Source organism: Pseudomonas sp. RHF3.3-3 (assembly GCF_048069595.1).
Classification (GTDB): domain Bacteria; phylum Pseudomonadota; class Gammaproteobacteria; order Pseudomonadales; family Pseudomonadaceae; genus Aquipseudomonas; species Aquipseudomonas fuscovaginae_B.
On the sequence record NZ_CP182250.1, the window covers coordinates 6057318 to 6083493 of the forward strand.

Below are 26176 nucleotides of genomic sequence, written 5' to 3' on the forward strand. Positions count from 1 at the left end.
TTGAAAACGCCAGCCTAGAAAACCGCGACGGTCGCCGGGCGTTAGCCGGGTATCACGCCGACCGGGCTCATGCTGTCTTCACCGCCACCGCAGGCCGTGGGGCAGCGGGCTTGCGGAACACCAGCACGTTGCCGGCCATCACCGTCAGCAGCCCGAGCAGTGCCGGGGCACTCCAGTGGTAACCCTCGGCATAGGCCGAGACGTTCAGCGCCACCAGCGGGAACAGCACCGTACAGTACGCGGCCCGTTCCGGCCCCATGCGACCGACCAGGGTCAGGTAGGCGGTGAAACCGATCACCGAGCCCGGAATCACCAGGTACAGCAACGAGCCGATATAGCGGGTGTTCCACTCCATGGCGAAGGGAATGCCGCTGAGCAGGCAGTAGGTGCCGAGCATCGCCGCGCCGTAGAGCATGCCCCAGGCGTTGGTGGTCAGTGGCTTGAGCCCGGCCTTCTGCTGCAGGCTGGAAAGCAGGTTGCCGGCCGAGAAGCACAGGGTACCGAGCAACGCCAGGCCGAGGCCCAGCGCGGTATGCGGGCCGGCGCTGTGCCCGGACAGTTCGGGCCAGAACAGCAGGCCCAGCCCCAGCAGGCCCAGGGCGCCGCCCAGCAGCACGTTACGGGCGATCCGCTGCCTGAGGAATACCCGGGCGTTCAGGGCATTCCACAAGGTCGCGGTGGAAAACACCACCGCCACCAGGCCACTGGGAACCCACTGGCTGGCGGTGAGGAAACACATGAAATTCAGGCAGAACAGGCACAGGCCCTGGGCCAGGCAGATCAGGTGACCCCGCCGGTTCATCGGCTGCAGGCGCCGGCTGAGCAGCAACATGACGAACAGCACCAGCGCCGCCAGGCCGAAGCGATAGACGATCGACACCGGAATCGCCACCACGCCCAGTTGCAGTTTCAAGGCGATCCAGGTGGTACCCCAGATCAGTACGGTGAGCAGATAGAGAAAGAGGTTCATGGTGCGGGCTCCTGAAAGTCCGGCCCAGTCTGCGGCCATGGCGCAGGCTCGCGCTTGCATAAACTTGCGCTTTTGTCGCGACGGTCATCGCCTGGGGCTGGCAGCCGGCCCGCGAGGGAGTAGCATGCGAGACGTTGGAGAACAGACCATGTCCGCACTGGATACCCTGCAAGTCTTTCAAGCCCTCAACCGCTCGCCCCATTCGCGCCTGGAACACAGCGCCGAGCTGGGCGACGGGCTGGCGGCCGCCATCTGGAGCAACCACCACGATGCCCAGGATTACGAGGCGCCCGGCCATCACACCCTGTCCTGCTACCTCGCCGGTGGCACCGGCACCTTCCGCCGTGGCCGGCCCGAGACCAAGGGCGGCCCGGACAAGCTGTGCATCCTGCCGGCCGAACACCAGTCCGGCTGGGTGATCAACGGCAGCATCCGGCTGGCGCACCTGTACTTCAGCCCGGAGCAGTTCGCCCTCGGTTGCGTCACCCTGCTGGACCGCGAGCCGCGTGAACTGCAGTTGCAGGAGCACACCTTTCTCGAAGACCCGCAGCAGGCCCGCCGCTTTCGCCAACTGATCGGGCTGGACTGGAACGAACCGGCGGAACGCCTGCTCGGCAGCAGCCTGGCCCATGACCTGCTCGATCATGCGCTGCTCAACCAGGTCGGCCTGCGCCAGGGATTGCGGCTCAAGGGCGGGCTGGCCGCGCATCAGCGGCGCCTGCTGGTGGACTACATCGACCACCGGCTGGAACAGCCGTTGAGCCTTGGCGAGCTGGCCGGGTTATGTACATTGTCCGAATATCACTTCGCGCGGATGTTCCGCCACAGCTTCGGCCTGCCGCCCCACCAGTATGTCCTGGCGCGCCGCCTGGCACGGGCGCGGGTGCTGTTGCGCGGCAGTGCCCGGCCACTCGGAGAGATCGCCCTGGCCTGTGGTTTCGCCAGTGCCAGCCACTTCACCAACCGCTTCCGCCAGGTACTGGGGGCCACGCCCGGCCAGTACCGGCAGGCATTTCTGTACTGAAGGTCGAACACTGCTCCCTGGACTGCCCCCACAGGCCAGGGCTCAATCGGTCTTGTTGGCCAGCGCCGTCACCACCTGGTTCTCGATGTCCTTGATCGCCCAGCCGCCCACCCGGTAGTTGTTGGTCAACATGGCGAACACCAGCGGTTGTCCGTTGCCGCTGGTGACGTATCCGGCCAGCGACGACACGCCACGCATGCTGCCGGTCTTGGCGTGCACATTGTTCGCCGCCGCCGTGCCGCGCAGACGCTTGCGCAAGGTGCCGCCGACCATCCGCTCGGGGTTGCCGGCCACCGGCAGCGCCGCGTACCAGGCGTTGAACCAGGGCCGGTTGCGCACCGCCAGCAGCAGATCGCTGAGGGTCCGCGCCGACACCTGGTTACGCCGGGACAGGCCGGAACCGTCGAACTGCTGCAAACCGGCCGGCGAGACGCCCTGGCGCTGCAGGAAACCGCTCACCGCCGCCGCGCCCGCCACCGCCGTGCCGCTGTTGGCGGTCTTGCGGCCCATGGCCTTGAGCAGGATTTCCGCCATGTTGTTGTTCGACAGTTTGAGCAACGGCGGCATCAGCTCCGCCAGCACCGGTGACTGGTGCTCCGCCAGCGGCCGGGCCTGGGCTGGCGTGGCCAGTCCCAGCACGCTGCCACCTTCGACGACGATACCGCGCTGGAGCAGCGCGCTACGGAACACGTCGGCCACCAGCCCGGTCGGCTCCCAGACACTCAGCTGCACCACACGCTCGGCGCCCTTGGGCAAGGCCCCGCTGATCTGCAGCAGGTTGCTGCCGGAGGCCCGGCTGACCACCAGCGGACCACCACGCCCGGTGATCGCGCGATTGGCCAGGGTCATGTAGCGGTTCTCTGGAGTGAAACTGACCCGTGGAGGCTGGCGTACACCCGCAGCCCGCACATTGACCAGGATCGAGCCGGCATCGAAGTCGGCATTCGGCGACACGCTCAAGGCGGAAATCTGCGCGGCGAAGTACTGCTGCTCATCCGCCGGGTCCCAGTCGAGCCCGAGGCGCTGGCGGTCGAAAGCGGTGTCGTCGAGGATCAGCCGGCCCCGCACCCGGGTGATGCCCTTGCGGGCGAGATCCGCCGCCAGGGCCTGGTAATCCTCCTGACGCATGCTCGGGTCGCCGCTGCCGCGCAGGTACAGGTCGCCGACCAGCAGCCCACCCTGCTGCACGCCGGTGCTCAGCACGGTGGTGGAAAAACGGAAGTCGGCGCCCAGCACGTCCATGGCCGCCGCCGTGGTCACCAGCTTCATGCTCGAAGCCGGCACCAGCCGGCTTTGGGCGTTGTATTCGCAAACCAGCCTGCCGCTGCCCGCCTCACGCACCACCAGCGAGGTCACCGCCCCCTGCATGACCGGGCTGCGCAGGGTGTTGTCGAGCCCGGCGCAGAAATTCGAACGTGGCAGCGGCAACGGCAACTGCGCCGCCTGCAGGATAACCGTACGCACCGGCTCGGGTGCTGGCGGCGCCTTGCTGGAACAGGCCCCGAGCAATGCGCAGCAGACGACCACGACGCCCCTGCCGGTGAAACCTTGTAGCCAATTCATCCAATGCCCCAACTTCAATTGACACAGACACAGAAGAGCCGCGCGGCAAAGCGCGGCCCATCACTCAACGAGGCACATAGGAGAAGGTACTTATCGAGTCAACAGAAGGAATTATGCGGTAACAGGGCCCCGGGAATCCATGCAGGATAGCCGGCTTTCCCGGGACATGAAGCGCTCGGACAGCTGCGGTTAAGGTGCCAGAGGGTGAAGCAAGGCTCAGCCTGCCGGCGATACCCGGCAGGCGAACCGTATACCTGCTCAGAACTCCAGGGTGCTGGACAGCGAGACCTGCCGCGAATCCCCCATGGAGACGAAGACCCGGCTGGCCGCCGAGGTGTAGTAGGTCTTGTCGAACAGGTTCTTCACGTTGAGCTGGAACTTGACCTTCTGCCCTTCGACCTTGGTGTCATAGGTCGCGAAGGCATCGGCCACGGTGTAGCCCGGCAGTTCGAAGGTGTTGGCCGCATCACCGGCACGCTCGCCGACATAACGGGCCCCGGCGCCGACGCGCAGCTGGTCGCCACCGATGATCGTGCCGAAGTCGTACACCGCCGACAACGAGCCGCTGTTCTTCGCCACGTTCTGCAGGTCGTTGCCCTGGAAGTTGGCATCCCGGGTGACCTGGGCATCGGTGTAGGCATAGCTGCCGATCACGCTCCAGCGGTCGCTCAACTGGCCGCTGACATCCATTTCCAGGCCACGGGAACGCACTTCCCCGGCCACGCTGTAGACGTTGGTCGCGCCTTCGGCGACGGTGACCAGCACGTTGCGCTTGTGGATATCGAACAGTGCCGCGGTGGCGGTCACCCGGCCCGGCATGTCGAGCTTGGCGCCCAGTTCCCAGGACTTGGACTCTTCCGGATCGATCGAGCCGTCGAGAACCAGGCGCTGGGTGCCGGTGGTGAACAGCGGGGCAATGGTCGAGTTGGGCTTGAACGACTCGGTGTAACTGCCATAGAACGACAGCTCGTCGGTGTAGCGGTAGACCAGGCCGTAACGTGGCGAGAACTTCTGCCCGTTGGTATTGGTGTTGACCTGGAACGACTGGCCCTTGCCGGCATATTCGTCGAAGGTCTCGAAACGCCCGCCAGCGACCAGGATCCACTGGTCATCGAGGTGGATCGAGTCCTGCAGGAACACGGCATCGCTGCGCAGCAGATCGGTCTGGGCACTGTCCTTGGCGCTGACGGTGGTTCCCTCCACTTCACGCCCATACACCGGATTGAGGTAGTTGAACGCGCGGCGCTGGTTCTGGCGGATCAGCTCGGCCCGGTAGACCTTGCGGTACTCGTCATCCACGCCGAACACCAGGTCATGCTGCAGGCCGACGAGTTGTACCTTGCCTTCGAGGCTGGCGGTGGTGAAGCGGTCGGTGGTCAGTGCGCCCTGGGTGCCGTCCATGCTGCGGGTCAGGGTGCCGTTGGCATTCACCGAAGTGGTACGCACCTGACTGGCGTCATAGGTCTCGCGGTTCCAGCTGTAGCCGAAGTGGGCTTTCCAGTTGTCGTTCAGGTCGTGGTCGACCTCGAAGTGGTAGAGATCGGAACGGCCTTCCATGTCGTTGAACGGCTCGTCCAGGCGGCGGTCGGCCGGAATATTCAGCGGATGGTTGGTCTTCGGGTCGATGGCGGTGCCACGGTCGAACGGGGTCAGGAACTCGCGGTGTTCATAGGCGAACAGGACTTTGGTGTTGTCGCCGAACCAGGCCAGGGACGGTGCGATCAGGGTCTCGCGGTGGGTGCCGAAGTTGCGCCAGTAATCCTCGTCTTCATGATCGACGATCATCCGGTAGGCCAGGTTGCTGTCGCCGATCGCCCCGGTGCTGTCGAGGCTGCCGCCACTGCCGTTCTTGCCCGAGCCATAGGTCGAGCCGCGGATCGTCACCGCATTGTACTGCTCCAGTTGAGGCTTCTTGCTGACCAGGTTGACCACCCCGCCCGGGTCCTGGATGCCGTAGAGCAGCGACGCCGGGCCCTTGAGCACTTCGACCCGCTCGGTGGTGGCGTTCAGGGCACGGCCCTGCACCACCGGCATGCTGTCGCGCATGATCGAGCCATTACGATTGTCGCCGAAACCACGGATCATCACCGCGTCCTGGGTGCTGCCGAGGGTGTTGGCCTGGGTGATGCCGCTGATGTTCCTCAACGCATCGTCCAGATTGCGCGGCGTCTGGTCGCGGATGACCTGGGCCGGGACGATGTTGATGGTCTGCGGGATCTCCTGCAGCGAGGCGCTGGAGCGGGCAATCGAGGTGACCTGCGGCGGCTGGTAGCTGGTGCCGCCCCCATCGTTCGGGCGGTTGCCGTTGATGGTGGTGGCGCCGAGGTTCAGCGCACCTTCGGTCGGCAGCGGCTCCAGGGCCAGGGTGTGTTCGTCGGTACGACGGAAGGTGAAACCGGAGTTGCCGAGCAGGCGCTGCATGGCCTGCTCGGCACTCAACTGACCGCTGACCGCCGGGGCCTGCAGGTTGTAGGGCGCCTCATCGGTGTAGACCACGCTCAGGCCGGTGACCCGGCTGAAATCGTTCAGGGCCTGGGGCAGCGGCTTGGCGGCGATGGAAAAGTTGAAGACTGCACTTTGCTGCGTGCTCGCTTCAACCGCCCGGGCCACGCTCGACGGCAACAGGGCCAGCCCTGAAACCGCCAGCGCCGAAGCGCCGAGCCACTGTTTGAGCGAATTGCCTGCCACCGATTTTGCCTTGGACTTCATGCTGGAGACCCGTGTGTAGATAAGCCGTTGATGCGAATGCATCGCACTTTCACCCACTACACGAATGACGTCCGGGTTTACCTCACCTCTTTTTTGAAAATATTTTCAGGGCCCACGGGGTGATGGCGTGATTATCCGGAGCCGCGGCTGATGCTCAGGTCCAGGCCAGGACACTCAGCGCAACACGATGACCCGCCCCAGCAGACTGTGCTGTTCGAACCCCAGCACGCCCTGCAGCGAATCCAGCACCGCCTGCGGGTCCCGATTGGGGAAACTGCCGCTGATCCGCCGCGCCGCCAGGGCGTCGTTGAACAGCAGGATGCGCCCCGGGTAGTAGCGTCGCAGGTCGTCCACCACCTCGGCCAGCGGCGCCTTCGAGTAGTTCAGCCAGCCCTGGCGCCAGGCCAGTTGCAGATCGCTGTCCACCGTCTGCAGCGGTTGCGCCGCGCCGTCGGCATAGGCCTGCTGCTGGTTGGCGGTCAGCACCTGTTGCGCCGCGCCCTGAGCGGGCGTAACCCCGACCCGCCCGGACAACACGGTGACCCGCGCGCCCTCGCCCTGCAGACGGACCTCGAACTGAGTCCCCAGTACCCGCACCTCGCCGCCCCTGGCCTCGACCACGAACGGCTCGCCGGTGTGGCTGACACTGAAGAACGCCGAACCACGACGCAGCCGAACATGCCGCTCGCCGCCGCGCAAATCCACGGCGATGGCACTGTCGGTGTCCAGGGTCACCTCGGAGCGATCGGCCAGGGTCACCGTACGCACCTGCCCCGGCGCCGACACATAATCCGCGCCCAGATCGTCGAGCAAGCGCTGCGGCTGCCAACCGGCGCCGATGGCGATCATCAACAACAGGCAGGCGGCCATTGCCAACGGCCCGGACCAGCGGCGCAAGACGCTACGACGCGGACGGTCCATTTCCCTGAGCAACCCCTGCAGGGCGAAGGCCTCTTCCTGCGCCAGGCGGCTCGCCGGCACCTCACTCAACTCCCAGAGCACCTGGGCCTGGGCATAGGCCTCGGCATGGGCCGGATCAGCCTGTAACCAACGGCTGAACATCGCCTGCTCGGCGCTGCCGGGCTGGTCGTGCAAGCGGCTCAACCAGACCAGCGCGGCCTGTTCCTGAGCGGGCGTCACCTGGACGCTGGAGCGGTTCATTTCGAGGCATTCCCTGGCGTGCGCGGTATCTGGGGATCACGAAGGCTGGCCTTGCAGGCTTCGAGGGCGCGCATCATATGTTTTTCCACGGCACTTTGGGACAACCCCATGGCCCGGGCGATCTCGGCGTACTTGCGCCCATGGATGCGGTTCAGCAGGAAAATCTGCCGCGTGCGCTCCGGCAGCGCCCGCAACGCCGCTTCGACATGCCGCAGGTCATTGCCGGCTTCCAAGGCCGCCTCGGGCTCGTGGCTCTCGGTGGGCTGCTCGGGCAACCAGCCTTCATTGACTCGCACCCGGGCCCCCTCGCTGCGCAGATGATCGATGGCAATGTTGCCGGCACAGCGCAGCAGGTAGGTGCTCAACTCCTCCACCTGCACCAGCGGCCGGCGCCAGAAGCGCAGGAACAGGTCCTGCACCAGGTCGGCCGCCGTCGCCCGACAGCCGACGCGGCGGCTGACCAGCGCTTCCATCTGCGAACGCTGGGAGAGGAATACCCGCAGGAAATGCGCGCGCCCGGCACTGCTTTCCAGGTCATTGCCTTGTGGCGATTCGGGTGGCGTCAGCATCAGGTTCAAGACAGCACCCGCGCAGCCGCCAGGCTGGACACCAGGCCCTGCGGCGCCGCGTTCACCTGCGAAGAGGCAAGCAGACCATAGGAAACCGACAGCCCATCAGCGCTGCTATTCATGGACCAACCTGGGAAAAGAGGAAGAAGCGAGAGACGACAACGGGGAAGTCTCCGATGAGTCGCGACAAATGGTCAGGCAATACTAATGATAAATATTCTCATACGCAAAGGTACCAAACGAATATTTCATTGATCATCAACGACACCGCGATGGGGATTACGCCAGGCAAAAAAAAAGGGGCCTGCAAATGCAGGCCCTTTTCTTCAGCGCTGACGATCAGCCATTGGCGGCCAGGCGTACGCGCTCTTTCTCTTCGAACTCCTCTTCCAGAAGGGCATCACCCAGGTCGCGGCGCTCGCCCCTGACGATGGTGGCGCGCTTGGCCGCCAGTTTGCCGAACAGGTGTTCCAGTGCATGCTCCAGCTTGCTGGACGCGCCGTCGATCGCCTGTTCCAGCGTATCGGCCTTATGGGTGACGGAAATCGGTTGGCGGCCTTTTGGCCGGGCTTCGATCTGGCAACGAATATCGTGGGGGCCGGGCTTGTCGCCGTTCTCATCCCCGAGGTGGACTTCGACCCGGGTCAGGTCGTCTTCGTAGCGTTCGAGCGTGCTCTCAACGGTCGTACGGACCCACTCCTCCAGTCGTTTGCTGCTTTGAATATGGTTATCACTATTGACTTGGATTTGCATAGTTCTTCCCTTATTTCAGCTAGCTCGCAAGAGGTTCGCCGCACCGCTGGAGGCAGTGCGAAACATAGCCTCTTGTCTACAGAGTTGGGCAGCTGGAAAAACAATTCAAGCCCTTTGAAAAGATAAATATTTTTCGACAAAAAAAGCCGGACAAGCCGCAAAAGCACTGGTATGGTCGGGAATTGGGTCAGGCCTTAGCATCTGAAATTTCCCGACACAACGTCAGCTGAAAATCCCCACCGAATCGACCTCCCCGCTCATGGCGAACGCCCCGCCCGCGATCCGGCACAGGGCTTGCTTTGTCATTCTCCAGTTCGACGGTTCCGGCATGAAGCCAGGACCACGGATGGCCAGTGGTCCGGAATAACGAACCAATCCGGTTTCCACGTAGTCAATGCCTGCATGTTCCGATCAGAACGGTGAAAACCATGGACAATCCCTTCCAGTTGATCAACGACGCCTTCCAGCCCGAGTACCGGGTCAACCTGAGCCTGCAGGGCCTGGATGGCAGCATCCTGCTGACTCTGTCCAATGCCGACGGCGTGGTCGCCAAGCGGATGATCAGCCCGGCGCAACGCAACGACCCGCAGCGCCTGAAACGCCTGATACAGAGCGTGCAGTTCGGCATCGCCATCGAGCAGGGCCACAGCGCCCTGGAGATTCTCACGGCCATGACCGATGACGACAATCTCAAGCTGCTGGCCCGCCCTGCCAGGCTTCCCCGGCCGGAGCTCGGCTACCTGGCGATCTAGACCAATTGCAGCCCATTGGGGCGCGCGCCGGGGAAAACGACCTGCAACTGCGCAGCGGACATTCCCCAGGTCCGCCCCAGCAGCCCACCCAGCAGGTCACGGTAGTTGTTGAGCACCGGATAGTCGCGGTTCTGCAGCAGGCCGGCCGCGTTCACCGCCACCTGCTCACCGGCGATCCGCCCGCCCCGCAAGCTGCCGCCCAGCACCCAATACACCGTGCCGTGCCCGTGGTCGGTGCCGCGGTTGCCGTTCTCGCGAAAGGTTCGGCCAAACTCCGAAACCACCACCACCGTGGTGTCTTTCCACTGCTCGCCCATGGCCTCGGCAAACGCGGCCAGGCCCTGGCCGAGGTTGGCCAGGTTGTTCGACAGTTGCCCCTGGACGCCCCCCTGATTGACATGGGTATCCCAGCCGCCGACATCGACGAAACCCAGGCGGTACTGATCGCGCAACAGGGTGGCGATGCGCCGGGTTTCGGCGGCGAAGTTGCGGGCCGTCGGTGCGCCGCGCCCGGCCTTCTGCATTTCCTCCTGCAACTCTCGGGAAACCTGCTGGCGCAGTTCCAGGCCGTCAGTGACCGACGCCGCCAGCGGCGTGCCCCGGTACATCGAGGCGAGAATGTTCGACTGGCGCTCATCGAACACCGGCCTGGACAGCCCACGCAGCGACAGGTTGGGGATATCCCGGCCGCCCTGGAAGCTCGCCGGCAGGGCGTCGGTGAAGGCGATCGGCGCGCTGCCGGGGACGGCGCCCGCCAGGCGGGCGAGGAAACCCGACCGGTAATGGGCCTGCTGCCCGGCCGGCTGCCCGGCCTCGATATTGTCCTGGGTCTCGAAATGGCTGCGGGACAGATCGTCGGTCCCGGCGAACGGCACAAAGGCGATCTGCTTGCGCTGCCACAGCGGGTAGATCGAATCCCGCAGCACCGGGTTCAGGCCCCAGTGGCCATCCAGGGCGATGGCGCTGTCGGCGTTGTGGGCATCCGGGCGGGCAATCGCCAGACTCGGACGCGACTCGTAGTAGAAGTCGCTGGCGTAGGGCACCAGCAGGTTGTTGCAATCGTAGCCACCGCGCAGGAACACCAGCAGAAAACGCGGGGCCGACGCAGGAGCGGCGAACAGCCGTGTGGAAAACGACAGGCCCGGCAGCGTCACCGCGCTTGCCGCACAGGCCAGCAGAAAGTCTCGACGATTCATCAGGGCACCTAGCGATGGTTGAAGTCGGGGGAGGACAGCAGAAAGGTGTTCCACTCCTGCGGCGACCGGGCCTGATTCAGCGCCCCGAGGGTGGCCGCCGACAGATGCGGCTCAATGGCGTCGTAGTACAGCGGCGTGGTGATCAGCGGGAATCCGGCACCGATGCTCTGGCTGCCCTCGGGCGTGAACAGCCGATTGCTGCCCGCGCCAATGGCTCGGGCGATTTCAAAGCGCTTGGACATCTGCCCGGAACTGGCCCAGCCGGCCGCATCGAGCGGCCAGCCATCGGGCGTCAGACGGCCGAACAACGGCTCGCCCAGCTGGTTCAGCCAGTTGAGCAGCGGACGCGGGTTGGCGATCGGTTTGCCGTCGTAGGCCAGGCGTACGGCCGAGACCAGGAACTGCATCGGATCCTTGAATTTCCTGCCGGCGCTGTGCTGCAGCTCCGGCGACTCGAACAGCGTGCCCATGACCTGGGCGATATCGCCGTCGGTGCGCTGAAAGGTGGCGCTCATGCGAGCGACCAGGGCCTGCGGTGGCTGATCGGCGACGAAGTATTCGGCCAGCTTGCGCGAGATGAAGGGGGCGCAGGCCGGCTGCCGGGTGATCAACTCCACCGCGCGGGTGATCTCGTCGAAGCCGCTGCCGGCTATCGGCTGGCCCAGCAGCACCTTGTCGCTGAAGTCATGCCGGTTGGGGTTGAACTGGAACAGGCCGTCGCGCACCACCAGCGGCGCGACCCGCGGGCCGAACTTCTGCACCCGGTCATCCAGCGGCAGCACCCCGGCACCGGTGAGGATCAGCGCCAATTGCTGGACATCCTGCTGGGTATAGCCGGAGCCGACACCCAGGGTGTGCAGCTCCATCAGTTCACGGGCGTAGTTCTCGTTGACCTTGCCCCGGGCGTTCTGCGCATTGTCCAGGTATTCCAGCATGGCCGGACTCTTCAGCGTCGCCAATACCAGGTCCTTGAACTTGCCCAGCGCGTGGGGGCGGATCACCCGTTCCTCGTAGTCGGCCACCATCAGCCGCACCGACCCCTTGCCGGCGAAAACGCTGAAGTGGTTGAGCCAGAACCACACCAACTGCTCCTTGAGCGGGTTGCTGCCGTAGACCGCCCGCAGCAGGACGATCTGCCGGGCCTGGTCGGCGGCGTCGTTGGCCTGTCGCTGCAAGGACTTCTTCGCCTCGGCCTGGGGATCGCCCGTGGGCATCGCCTTGACCTGCTCCTGGGCCTGCCGGAAGGCCAGCAGGGTCGCCTGCAACGGGGTCGCCAGGATCGGATAGGCCTGCAACTGGGCCTCGATGGCGGGCGGCAACGAATCGTGGAGACGATCGATCAGTTGCGCCTGCAACAGCCCGGTACGGCCCATGGCCCGGAAGCGGGCGACATTGGCTGCATCCAGGTCGAAACCGTCACGCCGCAGCCAGGCCGCATCAGCCGGGCTCAGGGGCGCGGCCGCCGCCATGGCCGCGACGGGGGCGAAAAGCGAGACCAGCAACCAGCAACACAGCGGTCGAAAAACAGCACGGGCAAGCGACATGCGGAAACTTCCTTGCTGGGAAAATGTTGTCTACCACAGCACCAGTGTCTATCCGTGCGCCTGTCCGGAGGCTGACACCCTTCATCCCCAGGACCGCCTGCAGCGCCTGACTGACGCCCACCCGACCAACGGCAACCGACATGGAACAAAGCGCCTTCGGGTTCAGCCAACGGACAGACACACACTGTTACAACCTATTCAACGGCCGAACCTGAAAATTCCGTCGTTCACTACAGACACGCCATGCCAGGAAGAGTCCGAGGAGGTCTGATGTTTTTTCGTTATGCCGTGTTGGCCATCGCTGTGGTCGCCGCAGCGGGCTGTGTGCAGGAACGGGTGGTACGTGAACGCCCGGTGATCGTCGAGCGTCCTGCGCCGGTCAGGTACGTCGAGGTGGTGGCGCCACAACCGCCACCGCAGGAAGTCATCGAAGTCGAGCCGGCCTACCGTCCGGGCTTCATCTGGGCCCGCGGCTACTGGCATTGGGATGGTCGCCGCTATGTGGCGGTGCACGGCCACTGGGAGCCGGTGCGACCCGGCTACCGCTACGTGCACCCGCACTGGGAGCAGCGTGGGGATGGCTGGCACCTGCGGGCCGGGATGTGGATCAACTGACCCACGGGAGCGTTCCTGGAAGGCGGGCTCAGAGCTCGCCTTTTTCCACTTCAGGATGTTCGGCCGAACCCTCGCCGACCTTGCGCTGCGGGTGCTCGATCTTCACCGAGGGGAACTGCGACGAGGCGTAACGCACCACCAGGATCGCGAACGCCAGCAGCAGGATCGCCCCGGACACGTAGACCACGCCCATGTCCGGTGGGTTGTGGTGCGACACATTGGAGATCAGCAGGCGGGTCAGCGCGGTGATCGCCACGTAGATCAGGAAGCGCACCGGCATGTGGTTGGTCTTGAAGTAGATCCCGACCATCGCGCCCAGCTCGAGGTAGATGAACAACAGGAGGATGTCATCGATCTTGATGTGCCCCTCCTCGATCATCAGCAGGAACTCCATCACGGCCGCCCAGGCCGTGACCCCACCGATGGCGAACAGTGCCAGGTAATGGAAGGACTCGACGAACAGATTGCCCAGGGACTCGGCCACCTGATGCACGTTTTGCCGCAGTTTCTCGGCCCAATTGATTTTCACGGTGCACGTCCTTAGATCGGCTCGATCGGATGATGCGGGTTGAAGGTGACTGTTTCACTGCACGTAAAAGCCATGCAGAAAAAAGGCCAGGGGCTGGAGTGAGATGGTGACCGCGGCCTTCGAGGCACGTGCCCCCGGCCTATGACGGCGGCTTTGCCCGCGACCGGAAGCCGCACCCCCTGACAAAACCCGAAACAGGTCTACATTAAAAAGCCACTATCCAAACCTCGAGGATTCGCATATCCTCTCAACTGTATATAAATACAGTAATCGCACAAGACAACCTATCGAGAAGGCATGTGAGGTGGTAAATGGCCGTCGAAGTGGTATACCGCAGCAGCCGAGATCTGGAGCGTTTGTTCATGGATAAAGCCGAAGCTGACCGTCATGACAAGATGCTCGAACTGGCCGAATTGCTGGCTGAAGTCCTGCAGAAGGCCGTGCCTTCGCTGAACGAGCAACAGGTGGAAGAAGTCGGCATCTACATGGCGAAGAACCGCGATGTATTCGCCAAGGCCTTCAAGAGCCAGCCGGACGCCCTGTCCGAACTGCTCTCGGCCCCGGCAGACGCCGAGTAACCCGGGACCTCAGCGGTACAGAAGGCGTTCCGCCAGCTCGTCCGCGACCCGCGCTGGCGAGCGTTTTTCCGCCTGGGCATGGGCAAAGACCTCGGTCAGCCGCGCACCGATTCGTGACAGGTGCGCGGTGATGTCCGACAGTTCCCCCCCGTGGTGCCTGAGCGCCACATAGATCAACCCTCCGGAGTTGATCACGTAGTCCGGCGCATAGAGGATCCCGCGCTTTTCCAACTGGTCGGCGACGCTCAGGTTGGTCAATTGCGTGTTGGCGGAACCGGCGACAGCCGCACAACGCAACTGCATCACGCTCTGGCTGGTCAGGACGTTGCCCAGGCCGCAAGGCGCGAAGATATCGCAGGGTGTGCTGATCAACGCCTCGGTCGCGACCGGGTGGGCGCCCAACTGCTCCATCGCCAACTGCACCTTGCCCGGGTCGTTGTCACTGACCAGCAACTCCGCCCCCACCGCGTGCAGTTGTTCGGCCAGGGCATAACCGACATTGCCCAGCCCCTGGACCGCCACGCGCAGGCCTTCGAGATTGTCGCTGCCCAGGCGCGCCATGGCCGTGGCACGGATGCCGGCGAATACCCCCAGGGCCGCGTAGGGCGAAGGGTCGCCCGCGCTGGTGGTGCTGGTGACATGCCGGGTGTACTGGGCGATGCAATCCATGTCGGCCGTTGAAGTGCCGCTGTCAATCGCCGTGATGTAGCGGCCATCGAGCTGTTCGATACAGCGGCCGAAGGCCTCGAACAGCGCGGCCCGGCTCTCGACATGGGCAGGCCGGACGATCACCGCCTTGCCACCGCCCACCGGGAGGCCGGCGAGAGCCGCCTTGTAGCTCATGCCCTGGGCCAGGCGGATGGCGTCGGTCATGGCGGATTCGTCGTCAGGGTAGGCCAGGTAACGACAACCACCCAGGGCAGGCCCCAGGCGACGGTTATGGATGGCGATCACCGCCTTCAACCCGGTCACCGGGTCGACGCTGAGGTGCAGCGATTCAAGGCGAGTGCTTTGCATGAGAGCAAACATCGAATAGCCCCCCTGATCACTTCTTGTACACAGCGAGTATAGGCCTGCCCGCAAAGAATGCCGAAGTACCGGGGAATAAGCCGGCCAGCATTGCAGGCTTTATGACATAACCCGCCGGGGTGCCCAAACCACTGGACGAAACCCCGCCGCAGCGCTAAAACAGAGCATCTGCCGGAGATTTCGATGAACCCCCGCCAAGCTTTTTTTGCCTGTCTGGAGCGTACGCCGCCCGCGGTGTTCGAAGCGGCGTTGTGGATCGCCGCCGAGCATGATTCCAAGGTGCAGCCCGAAAGCCTGCTGCGCGATTTCAAGGATCTGCAACAGCGGGTCAGCGCGGGGCTGCCACTGCTGCCGGTCAGCGAGCTGGCGCAACCGCTGCTGCGGCGCATGAACGAGCTGGGTTTCCAGCAGGACGAGTTCACCCCGCTACGCCCCCATGCCGCCCTGCTCGACAAGGTCCTGCAACGTCGTCGCGGACAACCGCTGGTGCTGGCACTGATTGCCCTGGAGCTGGCGCGAGGCCTGGAGATTCCGCTGGTGGGGGTCAACTTTCCCGGGCACTTCCTGCTGCGGGTACCGGGCGCGGACCACCTGCTCGATCCCTGCGGCGGCCGCCGTCTCTACCCCAACGATTGCCGTGAGTTGCTCAGCCGCCAGTACGGCCCGACCCTGCTCCTGAGTGCCGAACACATGCAGACGGCGACACCGGTGGACATGCTCCAGCGCCTGTCGCGCAACCTGCGGCAACTGCACCTGGCCAACGATGACTTCCTCGCCGGCCTGCGCGATGCCGAACGGGTCCTGGAACTGGGCCAGGGCAACGCCAGCGACTACCTGGCCCGTGCCAGCCTGTACCAGAAACTCGACTGTCCGCGGGCCGAACGCTATGACCTGGAACGCGCCCTGCTGCTCAGCGACGACCCGATCCAGCGCCTGCGCCTGACCGAACGCCTCGGGCGCATGCCGCCCGATACCGTCGTGCATTAGCAGGACACCGGGTACGGATCAATCGCGGTCATCGAGCATTCGCGGACAACCATCAGATTCAGCATTTCATTTTTTGGCTTTATTGAAATGCACTCCTCTCATCGCTATGCTCATTTCAAATGAGAGTTTTCTTGAAATGAATCTGATCAAGGCTCCACCACCGACTCTTCTCAGTCCCTATGCAACCATCATCGAAAAGCATATGGGGATGCTCGAGGTGTATCTGGAACTCGCACAGGCAGTCGATGCCAGGGGGCGCTACCGGCATTTCGACGAACTGCGTTATCGCTGGCCCAAGACGGTGGACCCGCAACTGGCCTGGGCTGTCGTCAAGGTAGAACGCAAGAAACAACAAAGGGCCGTGCTCTCGCTAGGCGATCCGTTACTTCCTTGCCCCCTGTTCTATACACCAGCGATGCATATCGCCATTTCCGCCTGTGACCAGCACACGACTACTGCTGCCCTGGAATGGATGTGTTCGAAAATTGGCGAGGAAAAACACCTGCAATACCTGCTCAAGGATCTGGTTGAAGACGAAGCGATCAGCAGCAGCCAGCTGGAAGGTGCAGCCACCACCACAAGGGCGGCCAAGGAACTGTTGAAGCGGGCTCGGGGCCCGAGAACACCTGATGAAAAAATGATCATCGGCAACTTCAAGATGATGAAACTGGCTTGGGAATGCAGGGACCGTGAACTCTCGCTGGAACTGATCACCGAGCTGCATCAGGTGGGGGTCGAAGGCATCGACGACCAACACTATCACCCCGGTGCCCTGAGGGATGACGACAGTATCGTCATCGAGGATGGCAGGGGCGATGTGGTCCACCAACCGCCTCCCGCAGAAAATCTCGTCGCACGCCTTCGTCAGATCTGCGAATGGATCAATACCAGCCATTCGGACATGAGCAACCTCAGCTACATCCACCCGCTCATGAAGGCGATCATTCTTCACTTCGCGATAGGGTTCGAGCACCCGTTCCATGATGGTAACGGCCGCGTCGCCCGCTCGCTGTTCTACTGGTATCTGTTCAAAAGGGGGTTTGGCGCGTTCCGTTACATCGCCATCAGCACCTTGCTGAAATCGGCGCCCATACAATATGGAAAGAGCTACCTGTACACGGAAACGGATGACATGGACCTGACTTACTTCGTTGACTATCAGTGCCGTGTCATCACCCGTGCCATAGGAGAGTTCAAGAAAACCTACGACGCCACTCTCGAGTCGATGAACCGATTCAGTACATTCCTGTACGAATCCGGCCTCTACGCGAAGCTTTCGGAAAAACAGCGGGTCGTGTTCAATGTCGCAAAATCCGGTGTGGCGCAACAATTCACCGTCACTGGCGTGAAAGACAATCTCGGTTGCGCCTACAACACGGCGGCGGCGGTATTGAACGGTCTCGTCGAGCTGAATCTGTTCAGGAAGCGCAAGGTGGGCAATGAATGGATCTATGAAATGATCGAGGCGACAGCCATCCAGAAAAACTGGAAGGCATGAAGCAGGCCCCGATCAGGAACATCGAGGCCCACTCATGGCGTTCCTCAGGCCGGAGTATCCGGCTGATTGGCCGGGTGAGCCTGGATGAACGCCGGATGCTGCTGTGCCAGCGCCGCGACCCGGCGGATACGCGGATAGGCCTCCAGCGGCACCTTGAAGCGCTCGGCTGCGTACAGTTGCGCAATCAGGTAGACGTCCGCCAATCCCGGCTCATTGCCAAAGCAGTAGCCCGTCTCGCCAATCAACTGCTCGACGGCGGCCAGCCCCTGGGTGATCCAGTGCCCGATCCACTCCTGAACTTTCTGCTCATCATGCCCCCACTGGCGCAGCAGGTTGAGCACGCTGACGTTGTGCAGCGGATGGATGTCGCAGCCGATCAACGCCGCCACCGCCCGCTCCTGGGCCCGGGTCGCCAGGTCGCGGGATAACAGCGGCACCTGTGGATAACGCTCCTCCAGAAACTCGATGATCGCCGACGACTGGGTCAGCAGGTGCCCGGCATCGGTGCGCAATGCCGGCACCCGCCCCTGCGGGTTGAGTGCCAGGTACGCCGGCTGGCGGTGTTCACCGCCCCCCGGCGCGATCAGGTTGACCGGTTGCGCGTGATAGTCCAGGCCCTTGAGCGCCAGGGCGATCCGCACCCGGTAGGACGAGGTCGAGCGGTAGTACGTGTAAAGCTCCATGGCTCGCTCCTCTCAACGCGCCGGCAGGATCCTGCCACGGCATTCGCCGAAGCCGATCGACGCAAAGCCTTCGCGGTGGCAGCGAGCACGCAGGATGACTTCGTCGCCATCCTCGAGGAACCGGCGCACTTCGCCCGACGGCAGCTCCACCACTTTCTTGCCGCCCTCGGTGATTTCCAGCAGGCTGCCGAACTGGCCGGCCTCGGGGCCGGACAGGGTGCCGGAGCCGAACAGGTCACCGGGCTGCAACTGGCAGCCGTTGACACTGTGATGCGCAACCATCTGCGCCACGGTCCAGTACATGTGCAGGGTGTTGCTCAAGGCCAGGCGCAAGGGTGGCAACTGCTGCTCGCGCATCGCCTCGGTTTGCAGCAGCACTTCCAACTCGATATCGAGGGCACCGGTTTCCTGGTCCCGCGGGTCGAGCAGGTACGGCAGCGGCTGCGGATCACCCTCGGGACGCGCCGGCTGGGCCTTGCGAAACGGCTCCAGGGCCTCGGCGGTGACGACCCAGGGCGAGATGCTGGTGACGAAACTCTTGGACAGGAACGGCCCCAGCGGCTGGTACTCCCAGGCCTGCACGTCACGCGCCGACCAGTCGTTGAGCAGACAGAAGCCGGCAATATGCTCCGCGGCGTCGGCGATGGCGATCGAGTCGCCCATGGCATTGCCCTGGCCGATCCAGATCCCCAGCTCCAGCTCGTAGTCCAGCCGGGCGCAAGGTCCGAACACCGGTTCGCTCTGCCCGGCAGGAAGGGTCTGACCCTTGGGCCGACGTACCTCGGTACCGGATGGACGTACGGTCGAGGCCCGGCCGTGGTAGCCGATCGGCACATGCTTGTAGTTGGGCAGCAGCGGGTTGTCGGGGCGGAACAGCTTGCCGACATTCTGCGCGTGCTGGATACCGACGTAGAAATCGGTGTAATCGCCGATCTTCGCCGGCACGTGCATGACACAGTCCGCCGCCAGCGGCAGCAGCTTCGCCCCTTCGGCTTCGATCCGGCCCCGCAGGCTGCTGTTTTCCCCGAGCAGTTCCAGCAGGCGCTGGCGCAGGGCCTGGCGGGCACTGCGGCCGAGTTCGAAGAAGGCGTTCAGTTGACCGCCACGGGTGGCTTCGACCGCGGCCTTGGCCGCACCGTCGAACAGGCCGGCTTCCAGCGCCGCCTGCAGATCGAAGATATGCTCGCCGATCGCCACGCCGCTGCGTGGGACCGAGCCCTTATGGCTGAAGATGCCCAGCGGCAGGTTCTGCAACGGGAAGTCGGCATGCCCGTTGGCGGATGCGACCCAGCTGCGCGCAAGGTTGGGTTGAGTCATGGGTTATCTCCGATCCGGGGTGAAGGTGTTGGGCAGGCTTGCCCAGCAGGCGTCGTAATTGTTCTGCAACTGTGGGCAGTCGAGGGCGAAGCGGCTCGGACGCAGTACCTGGCTGGTCTCGAACATGAAGGCCATGGTGTTGTCGATCTTGCTCGGCGCCAGCTCGGCGGCGATCGCCTTGCTGCAGGTCTCGCCGTCCGGCCCATGGGCGCTCATGCAACTGTGCAGGGACGCGCCGCCGGGCAGGAAACCTTCGGCCTTGGCATCGTAGGCGCCCTGGATCAGCCCCATGAATTCGTTCATCAGGTTACGGTGGAACCACGGCGGACGGAAGGTGTTCTCCGCCACCATCCAGCGCGGCGGGAAGATCACGAAGTCGAGGTTGGCCATGCCCGGCACGCTGGTCGGCGAGGTCAGCACGGTGAAGATCGACGGGTCCGGGTGATCGAAGCTGACCGTGCCGATGGTGTTGAAGCGCCGCAGGTCGTATTTGTACGGCACGTTGTTGCCATGCCAGGCGACCACGTTCAGTGGCGAATGATCCAGCTCGCAGCCCCACAGCTCGCCGAGGAATTTCTGCACCAGGGTGGTCGGCTGCCGGCGGTCCTCGTAATGGGCCACGGGCGCGAGGAAATCGCGTGGGTTGGCCAGGCCGTTGCTGCCGATGGGTCCCAAGTCCGGCAGGCGCAACGGCGCGCCGTGGTTCTCGGCGACATAACCACGAGCCGTTGCATCGAGCAGTTCGATGCGGAATTTCAGGCCACGGGGCAGCACGGCGATTTCCAGCGGTTCGAGTTCCAGCACCCCCAGCTCGGTGGCGATGCGCAGGCGCCCCTGTTCGGGTACCAGCAGCAGTTCGCCGTCGGCGTTGAAGAACACCCGCTCCATCGAGCGGTTGGCGCGATAGCCGTAGACGCTGATGCCGGCCGGTTTATCCGCTGCCGAGTTGGCGACCATGCTCACCAGGCCATCGATGAAATCCGTGGGTTGCTCCGGAATCGGCAACGGGTTCCAGCGCAGGCGATTGGGCGTGACCTCGCCCAGAGGGCCGCCGGCCAGTTGTCGCTCCAGCTTGGCGAACGCCGGATGGTTGGCCGAGGGCTGGATGCGATACAGCCAGGTGCGCCGGGCTTCGCTGCGGGCCATGGTGAACGCGGTGCCGGACAGCAGCTCGGTGTAGAGCCCGTAGGGGGCTTTCTGCGGCGAGTTCTGGCCGACCGGCAGCGCGCCGGGCAGCGCCTCGCTGCTGAATTCGTTACCGAAGCCGGACTGGTAGGCCAGCGTCGTGGAGTCGAGGTTCATGGAGCCTCCTGGTGGAGTGGACCCGTGCCGGCTCCCCCAATCACGGACAGGCAGCAAGGTCGGTTGTTTTTATTGGATCGAAATTTATGAATTGCGTAATTCGATTATGCAAAACGTAATTTGATTGCCTGTGCTCGTCAAGCTATAAAGACGCCCATTCGTCCCGGGATCACATCGCCTCCATGGAAAAGCCGCGCAGCAGCGACAGCAACGCCAAACAGAAAGTCCGCTCGGCCGAGGTCGGTACCGATATCCTCAAGGCCCTCGCCGAGCTGTCGCCCAGCACCTCGCTGTCGCGCCTGGCCGAGCATGTGCAGATGCCGGCGAGCAAGGTGCACCGCTACCTGCAGGCGCTGATCGCCAGCGGTTTCGCCGAACAGAACGTCGCCACCAATCACTATGGCCTCGGTCGCGAGGCGTTGCGGGTCGGTCTCGCGGCGCTGAACGGCATGGATGTGCTGCAGGTGGCGGCGATGCCCCTGGCGGAGCTGCGCGATGACCTGAATGAAAGCTGCTTCCTGGCGGTCTGGGGCAATCACGGGGCGACCGTGGTGCATATCGAGCCGGCGGTGCGTGCGGTGACCGTGGTCACGCAGTTGGGCTCGGTGTTGCCGCTGCTCAGTTCATCCACCGGCCTGGTGTTCAACGCCTTCCTGCCGGATCGCGAGACCGTCGACCTGCGCGAGGCCGAGCTCAAGGCCGGCCACCCGCATCCCCTGGCCGATGCCGCCACCTACGCCGCGACCTGCGAACAGATCCGCCAGCGTGGGCTGCACTTCGTCCATGGCCTGCTGATGCCGGGGGTCGATGCGTTGTCGGCACCGGTGTTCAATGCCCTGGGCCAGGTGGTGGCGGTGCTGACGGTGGTGGGCCCGACGTCGCTGTTCCATGCCGATGAAAACGGCCCGGCGGCCAAGCGCCTGCTGGCGGCCAGCGAGGCGATCAGTTGGCGGATGGGCTACCAGAAAAGTCAGTGACTGTGGGAATGCAGTGACTGTGGGAATGCAGTGACTGTGGGAATGCAGTGACTGTGGGAATGCAGTGACTGTGGGAATGCAGTGACTGTGGGAGCCGGATTTATCCGCGAATAGGCCCTTGGGACTGCCAAAGGCTTCGCGGATAAATCCGGCTCCCACAGGCTAGCGCTTGCGCAGCTGAGCCCAACGCCCACGACATCAGCCTTGTCCTAGCCCATCAGGCCCAGCGCCTTGGCCTTGGCCACCGCTTGGGTGCGGCGCTCGACACCGAGCTTGCTGTGGATCCTGCGGGCATGGGTCTTCACCGTGTGCAGCGAGATGAACAACTGGTCGGCAATCTGCAGGTTGGAACTGCCCTGGGCGATCAGCCTGAGCACTTCCAGTTCGCGCTGGCTCAACGGGTTGTCGCCGCTGGCCACCAGTTCCTCCTCGACCCCCAGCGCCGCCAGCAGGCCCGGTTGACGCAGGCGCAGTTCGCGCAGCGCCTGTTGCAGATTGCAGCGACCGACCAGTGCCAGGCCCTCGCCGAGATGAGTCCGGGCCAGGCTTACCTGCCCCTGCAGGAACGCCACCTCCGCAAGGGCCAGGCGAATCTCCGTCTCGATGCCCTGCATGCCCCGGTGCTGGGCCTGCTCCAGTTGCCGGGCCAGCGACTCCAGCGCCGCACAAGGCTTGTGCTGGTAGACCTGGGCCAGCACCAGCAGATACTCGAGCCGTGGAATCAGCTCCAGGGTGGCCGGCGGCGCCTGTACCGCGTTCGGCCCGCGATAGTGGCGCAGCACCCGGGTCAGCGCTTCATCCGCCAGTTCGGGACGTCCCTGCTGTAACCAGAAATGGCTGCTGATCATCAGCAGCACCGCGCGGTACACCGTGTCGGGAATATGCCGCTGCTGCATCAGCCGCTCGGCATCGCGCAAGCGCACGAAGGCCTGGGGATAATTACCCTGGTTGGCGTCCAGCAACGCCAGCCCGAGGAAGCCGTAGAGCCCCCGTTTATCGTGGCAACGCAGGCATTCATCGAGCCCGGCCCGGAAGTATTCGGCGGCCTGCTGGTCATGGCCCTGGCGCAAGGCCAGACGCCCCTGGCGCAGGGCCACACGCCCGCGCAACGGACCGGTCACGTAATGCTTGGCCAGCAGCAGCGCCTGGATGTTCTCCAACAGCGCCTCGCTGCGCTGCAAGGCCCCGCGCTGCTCCAGCAATTGCGCGTGGTCGAGTTCCAGCAACGCCTCGAACAGCAGCGAGCCTTGCGCCCGGGCCAGGCACAGGGCCTCCCGGCTCAAGGCATGGGCCTGCTCCAGTTCACCATTGAGCAGGGCCTGCTGGGTCAAGCCCGACAGGCAGAACAGCCGCGCCGGCCAGGCCGCCGGCGGCAGGTCCTGGAGTGCGTCGAGAAAATGCTCGCGGGCCGCTGCCGCCCGTCCCTGCAGGTGCAACAGCCAACCCTGCTGCGCCTGCCAACGCGCAACCAACTGCCGTTGGGCCGCCGCCGACGGTTGTGGAGCGAAGCGGGCCATCTGCTCGATGCTCCGCGCCGCCTCGTCGAAACGTCCGGCGAACAGCAGCGCGGTGGTGATCAGGCCAAGCAGATGCGGGGTACCGAACAACAGCTCGTCCGGGCGCTGCTCGTGCAGGCGCAACAGCAACGGGACGTTCTGGCCCTCGAACAGGTAGTCGAAACTGAAGTTGTGCAGCAGGCTCGCCGCGACTTCCAGCTCTTCGGCCGCCAGGGCCTGCTCCACCGCCGCCTGCCAGTCACCCCGGGCGCTGAACCACTGGCAGGCCCGCCGATGCCAGGAGCGTGCGGCCGGCCACGGCTCGTCACGCAGCAGCAGGGTCAGCGGGGCGAATATCCGCAGCCATTCGCCGGATTCCTCCCAGGGTTCGACGAAGCACCCCAGCTCCTGCAGGGTGCGCATCCACTGGGCCCCCTCGCCCACACCGAACAGGTGCTCGCACAGGTCGGCGTTGAACCGCGGCAAATGGGCCAGTACCCGCCAGGCCTCGGCCAGTTCGGGCGCCAGCACGTCGAACAGTTCGTGTTGCAGGTAATCGAGCAGGGTCGCCGAGCGCCGCGAACCGGCATCCGGGTCGTTGGCGATCCAGGCCGGCGCCTCCAGCAACGCCACCCGCACGCCGGCACACCAGCCGCCGGTGTACTGGCTGATCCGCTCGATGCACGGGGGGGACACCTGGCTCGTCGGGTTGACCACCAGGCGTTCGATCTCGCTGCGCTCGAAAGCCAGTTGCGCGGCCCCGACCTCATGGAGTTCGCCTTCCAGCAACAGTCGTGGCCAGTTGCAGTGGGGCCGGCGCCGTCCACCCAGCCACCAGCTCAACATCGGGCTGCTGACCGCCAGCAGGCGGTCGAGCAACTGATCCAGTGCCGGGTCGGGCAGGCGGCAATAGTCGTCGAGGAAAATCCAGGTCGGTGTGCTCCAGCGGGCCAGCCGGGCCAATAGGCTCGACTCGTCACATGGGCCGTCCAGGCCCAGGGCTTCGGCCAGGGCGCTGCAGAAGGCCTCGGTCGCCAGGTTCGCCCCGGCCAGAGGCAGCCAGCACACCCCGCACTCGGCGGGCGCCTGCAGCAGGCATTCGGCAAGCAGCGCGCTCTTGCCGCTGCCGGCGGGGGCGCAAAGCAGACGGACCCGGGCCTGGGACTCGATCAGGGGAATACTCAGGCGTGGGCGCGACAGATGGCGGGAGGACAGGCGAGGCAGGAACCCGGGACGATCCAGACGCGGGGTCATGGCGGTCATGGCGGCAGCCTTTCTTGGTTTTATCCGCTTACCCTATTCCTGTTCGGGCACCGGCATGAACAAGTATTCAGGAGGCTGATCGGACCTCATAAAAAAGCTTCAGGAGAGAAAGGTTGTGGGAGCCGGCCTCAGTGGGAGCAGGATTTATCCGCGAACCCAACCACGCGTTTATCCAGGATAAGTGCGTGATCGTTCTTCGCGGGTACATCCAGCTCCCACCGGCACGTGTGCTCCCATGGACTCCACAGCGGCCACGAGTTCCGTGGCGACTGTTATCAGCGCACGCCGCTGGCCCGCAGCGCCGCCGGGGTGTAGTCCGCGGCCTTACCGACGAAGCCGAACTGGAAGCTGTGCTTCTCTTCGTTCTTCATGCCCAGGGCGATGTAGCGACCGGCAATCAGGTCATACAGGGTTTCGACGGTGTAGGCCGGCACCTGGTGATCGTAGTAGAACTGCGCATGCCCTTCGGCCACCCGCCACAGCTGGCCACGACCGTCGTAGTGGTCCACCAGCGCGACCTGCCAGCTGTCCTCGTCGATGTACATGTGACGCTTGGCGTAGATGTGCCGCTCGCTCGGCTTGACCGTGCCCTCGATTTCCCAGACCCGATGCAGCTCGTAGCGGGTCAGGTCCTGGTTGATATGCCCGGCCTTGATCACATCGGTGTACTTGAGGCTGGGCGAGTCCAGCTTGTAACTGTTGTAGGGAATGTACATCTCCTTCTTGCCGATCAGTTTCCAGTCGTAACGATCCGGCGCGCCGGAGAACATGTCGAAGTTGTCCGAGGTACGCAGGCCATCGGCTGCGGTACCCGGCCCGTCATAGGCGACCTGCGGGGCCCGGCGCACACGGCGTTGGCCGGCGTTGTAGACCCAGGCCAGGCGCGGCTCCTTCACCTGGTCGAGGGTTTCGTGCACCAGCAGCACGTTACCCGCCAGACGCGCCGGCGCGGTGACTTCCTGCTTGAAGAAGGTCAGCACGTTGGCACCCTTGTCCGGCGCCAGATCAGGAATCTCAGAGGGCACCGCAGCCTCTTCCTCGAAAGTGATCGGGGTGAAGGAACCGTCGGTCTGCGGCGTCGCCTGGGTGATGGTGCGGCGCAGGTTGCCACCGTGGTAGCGGGTTATGTGGTTCCACAGGACCTCCACGCCGTTCTTCGGAATCGGGAAGGCGTAGTAGCGGTTGCCGGTGAAGTTGGCCAGGCCGTTGCCGTCGTTGATCGCGGTGACGTTGAGGGCACTGCGCTTGGCCGACTCGAGCACCGCCGGTGGCAGGGCCACGGTGCGATGACTGGGGTAGACCGGAATCTTGTAGGTCTGTGGATAACGCTTGAACATCGCCAACTGGCCATCGGAGAGCTTGGCCTTGTACTGCTCGGCATTGGCCGCCGTGATCACGAACAGCGGTTTTTCATTGGCGAACGGATCGGCGAGGAAGCCCTTGCTGTCCACCGCGCCAGCGTTTTTCGGAATGCCGCCGGTGTAGGCCGGAATCGAACCATCGGCGTTGCCGGCCTTTTCCGCGCCGATCGGGGTCAGGGTGGTGCCGAGCTTGGCCGCTTCCTCCGGGGAAACCGCCGCCATCACGTTGGCCGCCAGCAGGCTCAGGGCCAGGGCGCCGCATTGCAGAATCATCTTGCGCATGAAGTAGTCCTTATTCAG

At 64.3% G+C, this 26176-nt stretch carries 22 protein-coding genes; 7 read left to right on the top strand and 15 right to left on the bottom strand.

Features of this window, described 5'->3' with window-relative positions; translation table 11 throughout:
* Positions 1 to 67: 67 nt before the first annotated feature.
* Entirely contained in the window at positions 68 to 970 is a 903-nt protein-coding gene (locus ACMGT0_RS26565; RefSeq protein ID WP_054060421.1) for a DMT family transporter, read from the bottom strand.
* 148 nt (positions 971 to 1118) lie between these two features.
* Here ACMGT0_RS26565 and ACMGT0_RS26570 point away from each other — a divergent pair, with 148 nt between their 5' ends.
* Positions 1119 to 1994 carry a helix-turn-helix domain-containing protein gene (locus tag ACMGT0_RS26570; RefSeq protein ID WP_054060420.1) on the top strand — a complete coding sequence of 292 codons (876 nt, stop codon included), beginning with the start codon at positions 1119 to 1121 and terminating at the stop codon, positions 1992 to 1994.
* A 42-nt stretch (positions 1995 to 2036) separates the two neighbouring features.
* Here the strand turns inward: ACMGT0_RS26570 and dacB are convergent, their stop codons facing one another.
* The 5 genes from dacB to ACMGT0_RS26595 form a co-directional block, all read right to left on the bottom strand.
* Positions 2037 to 3557, bottom strand: coding sequence for a D-alanyl-D-alanine carboxypeptidase/D-alanyl-D-alanine-endopeptidase (dacB, locus tag ACMGT0_RS26575; RefSeq protein WP_416770466.1), 1521 nt, complete (start codon positions 3555 to 3557; stop codon positions 2037 to 2039).
* 258 nt (positions 3558 to 3815) lie between these two features.
* Positions 3816 to 6266, bottom strand: a complete 2451-nt coding sequence (locus ACMGT0_RS26580; protein ID WP_416770468.1) for a TonB-dependent siderophore receptor — start codon at positions 6264 to 6266, stop codon at positions 3816 to 3818.
* Positions 6267 to 6440: 174 nt separating this feature from the next.
* A complete protein-coding gene (locus ACMGT0_RS26585; RefSeq protein ID WP_416770470.1) occupies positions 6441 to 7427 on the bottom strand; it encodes a FecR family protein in 987 nt (328 codons plus the stop codon).
* Entirely contained in the window at positions 7424 to 7996 is a 573-nt protein-coding gene (locus tag ACMGT0_RS26590; RefSeq protein ID WP_081006049.1) for an RNA polymerase sigma factor, read from the bottom strand. Before ACMGT0_RS26590 ends, ACMGT0_RS26585 begins: the two co-directional genes overlap by 4 nt.
* Before the next feature lie 339 nt (positions 7997 to 8335).
* Positions 8336 to 8749, bottom strand: coding sequence for an HPF/RaiA family ribosome-associated protein (locus tag ACMGT0_RS26595; protein WP_054059996.1), 414 nt, complete (start codon positions 8747 to 8749; stop codon positions 8336 to 8338).
* Positions 8750 to 9177: 428 nt separating this feature from the next.
* Here ACMGT0_RS26595 and ACMGT0_RS26600 point away from each other — a divergent pair, with 428 nt between their 5' ends.
* Positions 9178 to 9501: a DUF3509 domain-containing protein gene (locus ACMGT0_RS26600; protein WP_054059997.1), complete on the top strand. Its 324-nt coding sequence runs from the start codon at positions 9178 to 9180 to the stop codon at positions 9499 to 9501.
* Here the strand turns inward: ACMGT0_RS26600 and ACMGT0_RS26605 are convergent.
* Complete coding sequence (locus ACMGT0_RS26605; RefSeq protein ID WP_416770473.1) at positions 9498 to 10697, bottom strand: DUF1501 domain-containing protein; 1200 nt, start codon at positions 10695 to 10697, stop codon at positions 9498 to 9500. The two genes, ACMGT0_RS26600 and ACMGT0_RS26605, sit on opposite strands and share 4 nt — an antisense overlap.
* Positions 10698 to 10705: 8 nt before the next feature.
* Positions 10706 to 12241, bottom strand: coding sequence for a DUF1800 domain-containing protein (locus tag ACMGT0_RS26610; RefSeq protein ID WP_416770476.1), 1536 nt, complete (start codon positions 12239 to 12241; stop codon positions 10706 to 10708).
* Between the two features lie 270 nt (positions 12242 to 12511).
* On the opposite strand from ACMGT0_RS26610, the gene ACMGT0_RS26615 reads away from it, so the two are divergent.
* Positions 12512 to 12856, top strand: coding sequence for a YXWGXW repeat-containing protein (locus tag ACMGT0_RS26615; protein WP_054060366.1), 345 nt, complete (start codon positions 12512 to 12514; stop codon positions 12854 to 12856).
* A gap of 28 nt (positions 12857 to 12884) precedes the next feature.
* On the opposite strand, the gene ACMGT0_RS26620 is transcribed toward ACMGT0_RS26615, so the two are convergent.
* Complete coding sequence (locus tag ACMGT0_RS26620; RefSeq protein WP_054060365.1) at positions 12885 to 13385, bottom strand: phosphate-starvation-inducible protein PsiE; 501 nt, start codon at positions 13383 to 13385, stop codon at positions 12885 to 12887.
* A 311-nt stretch (positions 13386 to 13696) separates the two neighbouring features.
* Between ACMGT0_RS26620 and ACMGT0_RS26625 the strand changes: the two genes are divergently transcribed.
* Positions 13697 to 13963, top strand: a complete 267-nt coding sequence (locus ACMGT0_RS26625; RefSeq protein WP_054060364.1) for a YebG family protein — start codon at positions 13697 to 13699, stop codon at positions 13961 to 13963.
* A gap of 9 nt (positions 13964 to 13972) precedes the next feature.
* Here ACMGT0_RS26625 and ACMGT0_RS26630 read toward each other — a convergent pair whose 3' ends face one another.
* Positions 13973 to 14992 carry a Leu/Phe/Val dehydrogenase gene (locus ACMGT0_RS26630; protein WP_054060363.1) on the bottom strand — a complete coding sequence of 340 codons (1020 nt, stop codon included), beginning with the start codon at positions 14990 to 14992 and terminating at the stop codon, positions 13973 to 13975.
* Between the two features lie 183 nt (positions 14993 to 15175).
* Here ACMGT0_RS26630 and ACMGT0_RS26635 point away from each other — a divergent pair, with 183 nt between their 5' ends.
* Together ACMGT0_RS26635 and ACMGT0_RS26640 are read left to right on the top strand one after the other, a co-directional pair.
* Positions 15176 to 15979 carry a SirB1 family protein gene (locus tag ACMGT0_RS26635; protein WP_416770479.1) on the top strand — a complete coding sequence of 268 codons (804 nt, stop codon included), beginning with the start codon at positions 15176 to 15178 and terminating at the stop codon, positions 15977 to 15979.
* 142 nt (positions 15980 to 16121) lie between these two features.
* Entirely contained in the window at positions 16122 to 17477 is a 1356-nt protein-coding gene (locus tag ACMGT0_RS26640; RefSeq protein ID WP_416773553.1) for a Fic family protein, read from the top strand.
* 44 nt (positions 17478 to 17521) lie between these two features.
* Here the strand turns inward: ACMGT0_RS26640 and maiA are convergent, their stop codons facing one another.
* The 3 genes from maiA to hmgA are packed head-to-tail and all read right to left on the bottom strand — an operon-like array spanning position 17522 to position 20779.
* Positions 17522 to 18160 carry a maleylacetoacetate isomerase gene (gene maiA / locus ACMGT0_RS26645; RefSeq protein WP_054060360.1) on the bottom strand — a complete coding sequence of 213 codons (639 nt, stop codon included), beginning with the start codon at positions 18158 to 18160 and terminating at the stop codon, positions 17522 to 17524.
* Between the two features lie 12 nt (positions 18161 to 18172).
* Positions 18173 to 19477, bottom strand: a complete 1305-nt coding sequence (fahA, locus tag ACMGT0_RS26650; RefSeq protein WP_416770481.1) for a fumarylacetoacetase — start codon at positions 19475 to 19477, stop codon at positions 18173 to 18175.
* 3 nt (positions 19478 to 19480) lie between these two features.
* Positions 19481 to 20779 carry a homogentisate 1,2-dioxygenase gene (hmgA, locus tag ACMGT0_RS26655; protein WP_054060358.1) on the bottom strand — a complete coding sequence of 433 codons (1299 nt, stop codon included), beginning with the start codon at positions 20777 to 20779 and terminating at the stop codon, positions 19481 to 19483.
* 182 nt (positions 20780 to 20961) lie between these two features.
* Here hmgA and ACMGT0_RS26660 point away from each other — a divergent pair, with 182 nt between their 5' ends.
* A complete protein-coding gene (locus ACMGT0_RS26660) occupies positions 20962 to 21756 on the top strand; it encodes an IclR family transcriptional regulator (protein ID WP_054061724.1) in 795 nt (264 codons plus the stop codon).
* Positions 21757 to 21965: 209 nt separating this feature from the next.
* On the opposite strand, the gene ACMGT0_RS26665 is transcribed toward ACMGT0_RS26660, so the two are convergent.
* A complete protein-coding gene (locus tag ACMGT0_RS26665; RefSeq protein WP_416770483.1) occupies positions 21966 to 24515 on the bottom strand; it encodes a LuxR C-terminal-related transcriptional regulator in 2550 nt (849 codons plus the stop codon).
* A 275-nt stretch (positions 24516 to 24790) separates the two neighbouring features.
* On the bottom strand, positions 24791 to 26158 hold the full coding sequence (locus ACMGT0_RS26670) for a DUF1329 domain-containing protein (protein WP_054060572.1): 1368 nt from the start codon (positions 26156 to 26158) through the stop codon (positions 24791 to 24793).
* Positions 26159 to 26176: the final 18 nt, after the last annotated feature.

Excerpts from the sequence above, each read along its gene's own strand:
- ACMGT0_RS26585 (WP_416770470.1), bottom strand. The coding sequence starts at position 7,427 with ATGAACCGCTCCAGCGTCCAGGTGACGCCCGCTCAGGAACAGGCCGCG.
- ACMGT0_RS26605 (WP_416770473.1), bottom strand. The coding sequence starts at position 10,697 with ATGAATCGTCGAGACTTTCTGCTGGCCTGTGCGGCAAGCGCGGTGACG.
- ACMGT0_RS26580 (WP_416770468.1), bottom strand. The coding sequence starts at position 6,266 with ATGAAGTCCAAGGCAAAATCGGTGGCAGGCAATTCGCTCAAACAGTGG.
- ACMGT0_RS26565 (WP_054060421.1), bottom strand. The coding sequence starts at position 970 with ATGAACCTCTTTCTCTATCTGCTCACCGTACTGATCTGGGGTACCACC.
- hmgA (WP_054060358.1), bottom strand. The coding sequence starts at position 20,779 with ATGAACCTCGACTCCACGACGCTGGCCTACCAGTCCGGCTTCGGTAAC.
- ACMGT0_RS26665 (WP_416770483.1), bottom strand. The coding sequence starts at position 24,515 with ATGACCGCCATGACCCCGCGTCTGGATCGTCCCGGGTTCCTGCCTCGC.
- ACMGT0_RS26625 (WP_054060364.1), top strand. The coding sequence starts at position 13,697 with ATGGCCGTCGAAGTGGTATACCGCAGCAGCCGAGATCTGGAGCGTTTG.
- ACMGT0_RS26615 (WP_054060366.1), top strand. The coding sequence starts at position 12,512 with ATGTTTTTTCGTTATGCCGTGTTGGCCATCGCTGTGGTCGCCGCAGCG.
- ACMGT0_RS26635 (WP_416770479.1), top strand. The coding sequence starts at position 15,176 with ATGAACCCCCGCCAAGCTTTTTTTGCCTGTCTGGAGCGTACGCCGCCC.
- ACMGT0_RS26660 (WP_054061724.1), top strand. The coding sequence starts at position 20,962 with ATGGAAAAGCCGCGCAGCAGCGACAGCAACGCCAAACAGAAAGTCCGC.
- fahA (WP_416770481.1), bottom strand. The coding sequence starts at position 19,477 with ATGACTCAACCCAACCTTGCGCGCAGCTGGGTCGCATCCGCCAACGGG.
- ACMGT0_RS26630 (WP_054060363.1), bottom strand. The coding sequence starts at position 14,992 with ATGTTTGCTCTCATGCAAAGCACTCGCCTTGAATCGCTGCACCTCAGC.
- ACMGT0_RS26670 (WP_054060572.1), bottom strand. The coding sequence starts at position 26,158 with ATGCGCAAGATGATTCTGCAATGCGGCGCCCTGGCCCTGAGCCTGCTG.
- ACMGT0_RS26570 (WP_054060420.1), top strand. The coding sequence starts at position 1,119 with ATGTCCGCACTGGATACCCTGCAAGTCTTTCAAGCCCTCAACCGCTCG.
- ACMGT0_RS26595 (WP_054059996.1), bottom strand. The coding sequence starts at position 8,749 with ATGCAAATCCAAGTCAATAGTGATAACCATATTCAAAGCAGCAAACGA.
- ACMGT0_RS26610 (WP_416770476.1), bottom strand. The coding sequence starts at position 12,241 with ATGTCGCTTGCCCGTGCTGTTTTTCGACCGCTGTGTTGCTGGTTGCTG.
- ACMGT0_RS26600 (WP_054059997.1), top strand. The coding sequence starts at position 9,178 with ATGGACAATCCCTTCCAGTTGATCAACGACGCCTTCCAGCCCGAGTAC.
- ACMGT0_RS26590 (WP_081006049.1), bottom strand. The coding sequence starts at position 7,996 with ATGCTGACGCCACCCGAATCGCCACAAGGCAATGACCTGGAAAGCAGT.
- dacB (WP_416770466.1), bottom strand. The coding sequence starts at position 3,557 with ATGAATTGGCTACAAGGTTTCACCGGCAGGGGCGTCGTGGTCGTCTGC.
- maiA (WP_054060360.1), bottom strand. The coding sequence starts at position 18,160 with ATGGAGCTTTACACGTACTACCGCTCGACCTCGTCCTACCGGGTGCGG.